The 12,509-nt window shown below is 33.1% G+C and carries 7 protein-coding genes; all 7 read right to left on the bottom strand.

Features of this window, described 5'->3' with window-relative positions; translation table 11 throughout:
* The 7 genes from AC3EMB_RS12230 to AC3EMB_RS12200 all read right to left on the bottom strand — a co-directional run bounded on the left by AC3EMB_RS12230 (position 1) and on the right by AC3EMB_RS12200 (position 12,468).
* Positions 1–4,557: an amino acid adenylation domain-containing protein gene (locus tag AC3EMB_RS12230; protein ID WP_423099019.1), complete on the bottom strand. Its 4,557-nt coding sequence runs from the start codon at positions 4,555–4,557 to the stop codon at positions 1–3.
* A 13-nt stretch (positions 4,558–4,570) separates the two neighbouring features.
* A complete protein-coding gene (locus AC3EMB_RS12225) occupies positions 4,571–5,824 on the bottom strand; it encodes an MFS transporter (protein ID WP_423099018.1) in 1,254 nt (417 codons plus the stop codon).
* Between the two features lie 1,058 nt (positions 5,825–6,882).
* Entirely contained in the window at positions 6,883–7,473 is a 591-nt protein-coding gene (locus AC3EMB_RS12220) for an SGNH/GDSL hydrolase family protein (RefSeq protein ID WP_423099017.1), read from the bottom strand.
* A 202-nt stretch (positions 7,474–7,675) separates the two neighbouring features.
* Positions 7,676–8,824 carry an acyltransferase family protein gene (locus AC3EMB_RS12215; protein ID WP_088024106.1) on the bottom strand — a complete coding sequence of 383 codons (1,149 nt, stop codon included), beginning with the start codon at positions 8,822–8,824 and terminating at the stop codon, positions 7,676–7,678.
* Positions 8,825–9,011: 187 nt separating this feature from the next.
* Positions 9,012–10,325 (bottom strand): D-alanyl-D-alanine carboxypeptidase family protein, encoded by a 1,314-nt coding sequence (locus tag AC3EMB_RS12210; RefSeq protein ID WP_071729962.1) that lies wholly within the window; start codon positions 10,323–10,325, stop codon positions 9,012–9,014.
* Positions 10,326–10,797: 472 nt separating this feature from the next.
* Positions 10,798–11,457: a CatB-related O-acetyltransferase gene (locus AC3EMB_RS12205; protein WP_000876934.1), complete on the bottom strand. Its 660-nt coding sequence runs from the start codon at positions 11,455–11,457 to the stop codon at positions 10,798–10,800.
* 252 nt (positions 11,458–11,709) lie between these two features.
* Positions 11,710–12,468 carry a TSUP family transporter gene (locus AC3EMB_RS12200; RefSeq protein WP_029442323.1) on the bottom strand — a complete coding sequence of 253 codons (759 nt, stop codon included), beginning with the start codon at positions 12,466–12,468 and terminating at the stop codon, positions 11,710–11,712.
* Positions 12,469–12,509: the final 41 nt, after the last annotated feature.

Genomic DNA, 12,509 nt, shown 5'->3' with positions numbered 1-12,509 from the left:
TTACACCCTCTTCTTTGTTAATTTAAGTAATACTTTGCTTAAGCTTTCTTCCGTAAGATCCTCTGCATCAGCAAAATCTGATACCGTAAAAGCAGACTCTGTTGTTGGTTTATTTATAAGTTGACGGAGATGCCTTAACATACCATCTGCTATCACTTGAATTTTTAATTTAGAAAACTGTTCCCTACTATACATCCAAATAAAATGTAACTTTTCATCTTTCACCATTCCGATAACTTCAATTAGATGAGATGGTTTGGAATCTGGAGCATGATCTAAAAATGTAAACCCTGCCTCTTGCACAAACAAAGATTCCTTTGAAAACACCTGATCAAATTGGCCCAAATAGTTAAAGCTTATTGAAGGCTTTTGCTGATAAAACGGAAGTATTTCTTTATTCAAGTAACGTAAAATACCATAGTCAACTCCGCGATTTGGAATTCGACGTAATTGTTCTTTGACAGCCTTTAACCCTTCAATAGGTGTCTGAGTTCCTTGAAAATTGAGATGAACGGGATAAATACTCGTGAACCAGCCCACTGTCCTTGATAAATCAATACCTTCAATCATCTCTTCTCTTCCGTGTCCTTCTAGATGAATAGAAACAGTTTGCTGATTTATACAATCAACGATAGCTTGTCCTAATGCCGTTAATAGTACCTCATCAATCCTTGTCTTATGAGTGACTAGAACTTCGTGTAACAATGTTTGTGTTTCTTCTATTCCTAGAGTCCTCGTCACTTGATCAATCGATTCTTCTGTTGTTTCTTGTATTGGATAGTCCATTGGAATTTTCATCGTTTCTTTTTCTACTTGTTCATTCCAATAATTTTGTACTTCTTTTGAAATACCCGAATCACTGTATGTCTGGAGTCGTTCAGACCACTCTTTAAAAGATGTACTTTTCGCAGGTAAGCGAACTTCTTGACCTTGTTTCATCTGGTTATATACCACCTGTAAATCTTCCAATAGAATCCTCCATGACACTCCATCTACTACTAAATGATGAATCACCCAGAATATTCGATCATTTCCAGTCAAGTTATCTTCAAAGTACACTACTCTCATTAACGGACCAGTAACTAAATTGAAACTAGCTTGATTAATGTTCATCTCTTCTTGTATTATTTTATTCCACTCTTTTTCATTAACTTGATTACGTTTTACAACATGGAGTACTGACAGCTCATCAGTCCCTTCATTTCTCTGCCTCCACGTTCCGTTTGGTAACTGTTCGTACCGGAAACGTAAAGCATCATGATGTTTCAGTAAATTTAATATCGCTCCCTCTAGTAATTTCACATTCAATCTTTCTTTTACTCTTAAAAGCATTGATTGATTCCAATGCTCTATATGTGGATGTTCTTGCTCGAAGAACCAGCACTGAATTGGAGTAAGAGGCACATCACCTATCACAATTCCCTGCTCCGCTTGTACTCCCTGCGTTTCTATAGCCACTTGTGCCAGCTCAGCGATAGTTGGGCATTCAAACATTTGCTTTGGAGTAAGTTTTAACCCCACTTGACTTGCTTGAGATATGATTTGAATACTGAGAATCGAGTCGCCACCAATTTCAAAGAAATTATCATAGATTCCCACCTTTTTAACACCTAATACTCGCTTCCAAATGGTAGTCAGTATCTGTTCGTTACTATTCCGAGGGCCAACACATTCACTATTAATCTGCTTTTCCTCTGGCATAGGTAAGGCCTCACGATCAACTTTACCGTTAGCTGTAAGTGGAATAGCTTCCATCGCCACAAATCCCGAAGGAACCATATAACTTGGTAGTTTCGCTTTAAGATACTCTCTCCACGCATCTACATTTCCATCTCCTACAACATATGCTACTAATCTTTTATCGCCCGGCTGATCTTCTCTTACAATTACAACTGCCTCTGTTACAGATGCATATGTATTTAAAGTAGACTCAATTTCCCCAATCTCAATTCTGAAACCACGTATTTTAACCTGATGATCAATTCTTCCACGATAATCTAGATTCCCATCTGGCAAATACCTAGCTAAGTCTCCTGTCCGGTATAATCTTGCTTTCGGATTACTACTAAATGGATGAGATATAAAACGCTCTGCTGTTAATTCAGGTCTATTTAAATATCCACGTGCCAATCCTGCTCCACCAATATAAAGTTCACCATCAACACCTATAGGAACAGGTTGTTGATAAGCGTCTAGTATATACACTTCTAAATCGGGAATCCGTTTTCCAATATTACTTCTTGAAGCATGCTGCACATCATCTAGAGTAATTGGATAATATGTAACATGAACTGTAGTTTCGGTAATTCCATACATATTAATTAACTGTGGTTTTTTCTCCCCATACCTTTGAAACCACGGTAACAAGCCAATAGGTTCTAACGCTTCTCCGCCAAATATCACGTAACGCAGCTGCAAATTTTTATTCTTATCTTCTTGTTCACACACTCGTATTAATTGGCGGAATGCGGAAGGTGTCTGATTTAGAACTGTGACTTCTTCCTCCACCAATAATTGATAAAAATCCTTAGGTGATCGACTAATCCAGTACGGAACAACAACTAATTTCCCACCATATAATAACGCTCCCCAAATTTCCCATACTGAGAAATCAAATGCATACGAATGAAAAAGCGTCCAAGTATCTTTTTCATTAAACTGATACAAACAATCCGTCGATTTAAATAACCGTATAACATTGTGATGCTCTATCATAACGCCTTTTGGATTTCCCGTTGATCCCGAAGTATAGATCACATATGCCAGATTTTGGGGACCGACACTAGAAACCGGCAAAGTCTTACTTTCTTTCCCAATCTCATCTTGATCACGATCCAGGCAAATCGACTCAACATTTTCTGGTAACCAGTTCAATTCTTTTAAACTTTCTTGCGTTACGAATAACTGAATGCTAGCATCTTCTAAAATATATTGAAGTCGCTGCTCTGGATATGTTGGATCAAGTGGAACATAAGCCCCACCAGCCTTCAAAATTCCTAAAATACCTACAATCATTTCGAGGGAACGTTTAACGCACAGTCCAACTAAAGTATCAGGTCCTACTCCCTTTTTCTGCAGATAATGAGCTAACTGGTTTGCACGTTCATTAAGCTCCTTATAAGTAATTTTTTCTTTTTCATACGTAACTGCAATAGCATTTGGATAAATCATCGCTTGCCGTTCGAACATTTCATGAATAGTTACTTGAGGCGGGACATCCAGTTTAGGATTGTTGAACTCAACTAAACTTTTTCTTTTATCTTCCTCAGAAATGATTTCTATTTCAGCCACCTTCTGCTTTGGGTTTTCAAAAATATTTTCCAGTATCACTAGCATAACGTTAAAGAATCGTTCTATCTCTTCCTTAGAAAATAGCTCCTCACGATAATCAATATGTACATGTAAAGAGTCTATATCAATTAGATTTTCAATATGAACTGCAAAATCTTGTACTTCTTCACGGTTTGGAATCCATAGTGAGTCACCACTTTCATCACGATCCCTATAATCAATCGTAGTTCCGAAAAGTCTCACATTACTGTTATTCTCTTTATTAATCTGCTTTAATAACAAATCAAATGGATATTTCTGGTGTCTTAATGATTTACTTTGTTTTCTGGACACTCTACTAATAAATGAAAGTACTTCTTCTTCTGGATCAATATCCATTCTTAAAGGAACTGTACTCACCATCATTCCAATCAATTTTCGTTCCATTTTACTCATACGGTTGCCGTAAGCCATTCCTAAACCAATATCAAGCGATGAGGTCCACCGATACATGGACAACGAAAAAGCAGCAACAAAAAGAGTATATAAACTATTTTTGTAATATTCAGAAAATTTTTCTATCTTTCTCTTCAAATGTTCCGTTAATATAAACGTCTCACGTGATGCTTTTGTACTAACTTGGTACGTATTATAAGGCTTCAATCCAGTCACAGATGGCAGTGTTTTAAATTCCTCTAACCAAAATTTTTGATCTTTTTGAAAGCGACTACTATTCAAGTATGTTTGTTCGTTGGTCAGAAATTGAACATATGAATTTTTAATTTCGCCTTCCTCATTCTCGTTATGCATGTCATAATAATATTTTGCAATCTGCTCAGTAAATATTTGAATTGATAAACCATCCATAATAATATGATGAACATTTCCAAAGACTGCACATTCATTATCGTTTAATTTTATTAAAGCGAAATAGTATAAATTTGAATTAAATAATGTAAACGTTTCTTTTGTTTTCTGCTCAATCCATTCCTCAAGCAAATTTGTATTCTCCACATTACTGAAATCAAAAAACTCAAATTCTTGTTCTTCATGTTTAGTAAAATATTGTTTCGGTTCCTGATGCCCATTTTCTTTTAACCTAATGCACAGACCGTCATTTTCACTGATAACGCGATTCACAACTTGGTTTAATTTTGAATAATTCATTTTTCGATGAAGTTTAAATAAAAATCTTAAATTACATATTCCTTTATCAGAATGAACGACTTCTGTATACCATATTCTTCGCTGCGGATGGCTTAATGGATAGCATTCCTCATTGGTCATAAAAATCTTCCCTTCAAAAATTATTTGCTCTTATAGGTTCGTGTTTATGTTTAGCCCATAAATATTTCTGCAGTGAAACTCCAATTACTCCAATAATAACAAGCCCAATCCCTCCATAAACATAGAGTTGAGTTACTCCAAACAAATGCACTAATGGACCACTCATAGCAGGAGAAATAATTAGAACTGCGTTTGTTAAACTGCTTTGTATACCAAATACTCTTCCTACTTGATCTTGATCGGATTCTATTTGTAAAATGACTTGATTAGATACAAGCATCAGCCCACTTCCGATACCAGCGATAAAACTAATTAAATAAGCTAAAACGAAGACCGTACCGGGCGTTATCAAACCAATCCCCCCAAAACCAATTCCCATTAAAACCATACCTCCACATACTACCCAGCCATATTGAAATTGTTTTAATTTCTGAGTTAGTAATGCACCAAGTATTCCACCAAGACCAATAATAGAAATGATATATCCCATTTTACTTTTATCATGTGGGAATAAGCTCTTAAATAAAGTTGGGAATTGTGAGTCTACTAATTGTAATACTGCCATGGCTATTGTAACGAAAATCATGGTTGATAATATTATCCGATTAGATAACACATAACCCCACCCTTGTACCCAAGCAGTCCAAGTACTTTGTTTTTGCTTTTCAACAAATTCTTTCGATATAGTTTCTTTAAATTTTATTGTGGGTATCAGAACTAAGGTAGCTAATAAACAACTTATAGCTCTTATAATGAGGCAGAACTCTGGTTGAAACCAGCTCAGCAACATGCCCCCTATAAGTGGGCCTACTATCTTTGTACCCTGCTCTACTATTCCGTTGATACTTACTGCTTTAGTAAGCAAGTCCGGGGATACAATCTGTCTTGTTAGTGTTTGCTGTGCAGGATAATAGAAAACAATAAAAATGGAACGAATCATTAATGCCACTAAGAGCCAGTGGATATCTTGTACAAATAAAAGAGCAATTGTTATTAGACCAACCATTAGATTACAGAACATCATAATTGGAATTTTTCTAAAACGATCCGCAATAACACCTGCCCATGAGCCAAAAATAATTCCAGGAAGTGCATATGCAACAGGAATCAATCCAATCATAGTAGGATCTACTTCCCATTCAAACCCAACTATAGTCATAATCGCTAACATATCAATAAAAACACCAAGCATAAGCAATGAATAGGCAGAGAAAACTTGTAAATAAACCCCATTTCCTAATAGGCCTTTTGAATCAGTAGTTTTCATAAAAGCAAGCTCCTTAGGTTACTAATATAAACGCTTTTGCGTATAAGGTACCTCTTTATTAAACCTAATTAATCATTATTGACATCTCACCTAGAATTTAACTTCGTCAAAACTCAAACCGGTATTATTTTTCGTATATTTAAAATAGTCAGACAAACGAAAGCGTACCTATTCCTTCATTTTTATATCAACTGTTACAAAATATATCTTTACCTTACACTAATAACAGCTAAACGTTGCCTTAATATAACCCTTTACAGTCGTTTACACATTCAATTCACATCCTTTTTAAAGTTGGCTTTTTTCTATCTCAAATACTATCACACAAATATTTCACCTACTATATTCATAAAGTTGAAATATTTGAATCAGAAAATTCGGATAAAAAACCAAATCCACAAATCATAACAAACTATTATTTAGTTATATTTTCATTTTATAGTTAGCTTTAACCATAAGGGTATTAAGAATTAAGTTTTTTAATTTTATTAACATAATAGTTTAAAGAGACCGTAAATCCAACTAAACAAAAAAAATATACAATAAAGTATATTTTTTCTAATCCTACATATTTTCTATGCAAATTAATTCCAATAACTAAAGTTGATAACAAAAATATAATATTACCAATCACTAATGTACTCATAACAAGAATTGAATAATATAGTATTAATACTTCTGCACCTACTACCTATTCTATTTATTGGATATTTATACTTCAAAAAAATTACACATCATTCACAATTAAGATACATACCCAAAATATGATTTGAACGTTTTATTATATTTTAAGATAATATAAAATCAGTTTTTCTATAAGAGAACTTAATTTTTATGTAGTACGAAACTGTTAGTAATACAGTATATACTAATTTAGTTATAAAAACATTTAAAGACCACCTATTTCCATAAGTGATCTTTCTTTGTGATTCTGTATTTGTGCACTACTGTAGAAATATATCGTAGAAACGCTTTGTTTGCTAAATGTTTAGTTCTTTCCATTTACTAAAAAACATAACTTCATACACTTAATATCATATTCGTTAAATTGCAAACTATTATTTTGCCTTCTGTACAGGCAAACTACTAAAAATTAATTCAGCAACTTTTACATATCCTTTTGAGTTTGGATGAATTAAATCCTTAGACCAAAGCGTATTATCATTAACTAAATGATGATTCCAAAAATCAACATGATGAAGCTTATACTCTCTGCTCAGTGAATGTATAACTTCATTTGCCTCTAATAATTGTTCTTTTATTACTTGTTTTTTTTTAGAAGCAAAAGGAAGCCTAACTGTAAAATCTGGAAGGTTTGCTATAATAATATCAGCCCCTGCTTTACTTAATGTATTTATCATAAATTCCATATCGTTCTTATATGCATCGTGATTCCAACGTCCTTTTAAAACATCGTTTGCCCCTGCAATGAGACTAACCAAATCTGGATTAAAAGTTAGCGCTTTTTCCAATTGCTGCGAGCGAATTTCTTTAGTTACTAACCCACGCTTTGCAAAATTGGCATATTCTATATCGTTTTCACACAGTTGAACAAAATGATCTACCCAGCTTTTTAATGCAATTCCCTCAACTTCATCCCCTATCCCCTCTGTAAAACTATCGCCAATTGCTACAAATCGCTTCCACATATGTATTCCCCCTTTATTATTAACCATATCTATACTATACAATAGCTCACACCGTAATTGTTATTTCTAAGTGGTTTTCGATTTCAATTATATTCCACTTTACTATATTTATATTTAGAATCCAAAATTGACCGATTCCTAAGTATACTTAAGAATCGGTCATATTCATATATTTACTAAAGAGATAAAATCTATCTAGAAATTATACTTTTTTCAAAAAATTTATTGTTCTTTGTTTTGCCCAGTTGATACATTTCTTTTCGATTAAATGATATGAAACTATAGAAAAAAGTAGTGTCATTGCAATGCACAAAGTAAGAAGGAAAAAGATAGGTATCTTTGTATACAAAAGTTTAAATAATACCATCATGATTGGAAAATGACACAAATAGATACTGTATGAAATTTCTCCTAAATATACAAATACACTCTTATTTAAAAATGCTTTTACTTTTAGGTTACTCATAGCCATTATAATAAATATACTAACCCCCATTACGACACCCCAATCTTTTAATAAGAAAGTTGTATCATTACGGGAAAAACCATAAATTAAAATGGAATATAAATATAGAATAATCCCTAATGCAATAAGAAATCCTTTTTTAAATTTTTTCATGTTCCTATATGAGTAGATAAGTTTTTCCTGATACTTAAAAAGTAACATTCCAACCATAAACATAGATGTAAAATGCAGTGTATCAGCATAACCATTATAAAATCCTTCAGCTTTCCCAATATGCAACATATTAAGAACAACACTAATTAAAGAAAAGCTCAATGCAAATAGTATCGTTTTCTTCCAATTCAGTTTATAAAAAAGAAGGAATAACAAAGGAAACACAATAGATATACGCATTTCTTGAGCCAATGACCAAATAACTGGATTATAATTTTCCGTAAAAAAGTTATTAAGAAGCACAAAGTGGTTTAGAATATCTAATTTTGTTATAGACCCTTGCCACCTATCATAGAACCAATCCCGTAATCCTACCACTTCATACGACGAAAATAAAATAAATAAAACAAAGGTAACGATTATCCAAAAATAATAAGGAATATAGATTCTTACAAATCTCTTAATTAAATATCCCCAATAATTTGTTTTTGAATGATAAAGTGCCATAGATAACACAAAACCACTTAGTACATAAAAAACGATAACAGCTTCCCCACCCGCCCATAAAAACCTAAGCGGGGAAAATTTAATAGAATTAGGCAACGATGGTAGCATTAAGCAAAAATGTCCAAATACCACAGTAAGTGCCGCTAACCCTCGTATGGAATCTAATTCTTTTATTCTCTTACTCATAAAATGTTCTCCTTGTAAATTGTAAATTTTGCTGTTCATAAAGGCCAATATAAGAATGTAGTGGGAGAATTGTACATATTCTTTCTTTAAATTCCTAATATAAGCAGTATAAAGTTAATTTGACCTCCATTTCTTTATATACATAATGTAAAACAAAATATTTAATACAAAGAAAAGATTTTATTAAATTTTTATAAAGTGAAACATTTAGTTGTATCCTATAAAATTAGCTTTTTACTATATCAATCGCACTATCCCACATACCACTAAAAAAAGATCCTGTTTTACGTATAAAACGTGTAAACCAATTTGCTTGTTCCACATCAGATTTTGTTACAAGGTCTATTTGTAATGATTTACCTGATAAGAACCCAGGATCTGTAGTATCTTTAGGCGAGATAATCATTTTACTAATTGTTACACCTTTTTTAATAGGCACTTCTTGTTTTTTATTCAATACTTTAAATTCTTTTTTATAAATGTCTTTATTGCCCTTCGGCATTGGAAGTGAAACAGCTTGCTTCGTTTGAACTACTACATCTTTGTCTTTTGCATTTGCTACTCGCACTGTTTCATGCCCTTTTACTACTGAATCTTTTCTGTAGACATTCTTCACTTCAAAATTCGCAAATCCATAATCGTATAATTTCTTTGTTTCATCAAAACGTGCCGTATGAGATTTTGCTTTTATCACTACAGAAATTAGGCGCATACCATTTCTTTCTACTGTACCAGTGAAACAATCTCCCGCTTCTGGAGTCGTTCCTGTTTTCAAACCATCTACACCTTCATATTGCTTAATTAAACCTTTTAACATCCAGTTAAAGTTCGCCATATCAATTGGATATTTACCACCCTCTTGGAATGTTTTTTTAGGAATTTTTGCTGTATTTAATATTTGGGGGAAATCTTGAATAAGACGTTGTGCTAAAATTGCACAATCCCTTGCAGACATTTTATTTTTCTCGTCTAGAGTTGTCCCTTCTGGATGATATCCTTTTAAATCGTGATTTGTTAAGCCTGTAGAGTTTACAAATTTATAATCTTTCATTCCAAATTCTTTCGACTTATCGTTCATCATTTTTACAAAGTTGACTTCTTTACCAGCAATCTCTTCAACTAAAGCAATTGTTGCACCGTTTGCAGAGTAAATTGCCATTGCCTCATATAACTCTTTTACCGTATAAGAGCCACCATTTTCTAATGGAACGTTTGATAATGAGCGATCTTGCGAAATCTTATGTGCATATTCAGAGATTTTAACTTTTTGATCCCATTTAAGTTTTCCTTTATCCACCGCTTCATGAACTAAGTATTCGCTCATCATTTTTGTCATACTAGCAATTGCCAATGATTCATCTGCATTTTTTTCATATAAAATTTTCCCGGAATTTGCTTCTATTAAAATTGCTGATCCTGCTTCAACCTCTATAGCAGAAACTGTTTCCGCTGCTGCTCTTCCAAATGTAACGAACATGCTACAAAATAGTGTAAGCACTGTTACTATTGCAATAAATCTCTTGCAAAACATACCTTTCACTTCTGTTACCTCCAATATTTTTATACTCAAAAAAAGCGTTATTCTAACATAATCTCAAAAAATAGACAGTGTTCTCAAATTGTATATACATATAAGACATTAGAATCGCTTTCATATAGACCATCTCATCCGACACTTTTAGGTACCCTAATACTTTGTATTCCCACACATATCACTATTTTTAATCCCCTTATATTTTTCAAAATGATTCGTACTTTCATATTTTTTAGGATTACAATTAATAGACAATCTAAATAATACATTTGTTCCACATTTACAAAAAATAAAGTGAAACTTTAATCAGTTGTGGTCTTACTGCCCGTTAATGCTTTATTAGCTATCAAGGATTTTAATTACTCAATTCAGCTATTTGCTAGACTTATATTAGAGATGAATTTTCTTTAGTCTAAACTATTAGTTTTTTGTAATAAAAAAACTACACCCTATACTGGATGTAGTTTTTCTAACAGATTTATTTATTTTTCACTTCATTTTTATAAAAAGCAAATAATGGTTCGATGGATGGACTAGATAACAGCGGAATTGCCTTCTCAATCAATTTCCTATCCCAATCAAACCAACGCATTTCCATTAACATGTTTATTTCTGTATCAGTGAATCGTTTCTTTATTTCCTTAGCAGGATTTCCACCAACTATTGTATACGGCGGAACATCTTTACTTACGACAGATCCTGCAGCAACAATTGCCCCTTCACCAATAGTAACGCCAGGCATTATTATAGCATTCATTCCAATCCAAGCATCACTTTTTATGACTGTATCACCCTTAGGTTCATATGATTGTTCAATTTGCTCAGCGAATGGATATACTGTAATCCATTCTGAGTGATGATTATGGTTACCACCCATTAAAATGACTACTCCACTTGCAATGCAAACATAATTCCCAATAATGAGTTTATCAAGATGCCATCCCATCTGTTCAATTGGATTAAAAAGTGCTTGAGACTTAGCATCCCCCCACAAATACCTTACACAGCCATCTTCAAAATTTTGATGACTATAATAGCCTGAATAATAGGAGTACTCTCCCACTTCAATGAGTGGATTTGTTACTATATCTTTTATATACTTTGTTTCTGACCAATGATTAAATAATGGATACTTCATAACTTTATTCCTCGCTTCTAAGTATTATATATTTTGCTATTTACTTAGAAGCTTACTACGACAGCTACATTTTTTAGCTTTCTCAAACGACGAATCATTATCTTCAAGCCTTTCTTTTATACTAAAAAAAGCATAACGCAATACATTACACTAGTCAAATTGTGTAATTTTGAACACATCTTAAACAGCGTAATACTGCAATAAGAACATGAAAACACTCTAACTTTGATCCAAATAATATATTGATTACATTCAGTTTATATTTTGTAAAAAAATTTTAATTGCCATGACAAAGCAAACAATAACCACTATTGGTCGTATTAATGCCGTCCCTTTTGTAAGCACCATCTTCGCCCCAATATATGATCCTATAATTTGACCAAGCATCATAATCAATCCAATTGTCCAATCGATTTGGCCAAAAATAATAAAATACAACAAAGCAGCGAAATTACTTGTAAAATTCAAAATCTTAGCATTTGCAGTTGCCCGTGTAGCACTATATCCACATAAGAGAATGAACGCTAAAGCAATCAAGCTACCTGTTCCAGGGCCGAAGAAACCATCATAAAATCCAAGTAACGGAGCCACTGTTAACGCAAACAACAACATACTTATTTTTCTCGGTCGATCTTCGTTTGCTATATTTGGAGATAATAGAAAATAAAGACCAATAATAATAAGTAAAAAAGGTAATATCATAATTAGATATTCTGCCCGTATCTGTAAAACAAGCCATCCACCGAAAACGGATCCCAAAAAGGTCATTAAGATGGACAAACGCATATCTTTGAGATTAATTTCTTTCTTCTTAATAAAAATCATTGTTGCCATGAGGGTTCCGCTACTCCCTTGTAGTTTATTAGTTGCTATCGCTACAGAAGGAGACATACCTACTAATAACATTATCGGGATAGTTATCATACCACCGCCCCCAGCAATTGTATCTATCCATCCTGCTAATACAGCTACTAAAAATAGTAGTATGAGTAATTCAATAGTAAAATCCATACAAAGAATAGGGGCAGGCTTGAGCTATTATAACCCAAACC

The sequence above is a fragment of the Bacillus sp. LQ16 genome, from assembly GCF_057784645.1.
This window is presented reverse-complemented; position numbering and strand designations above follow the sequence as displayed.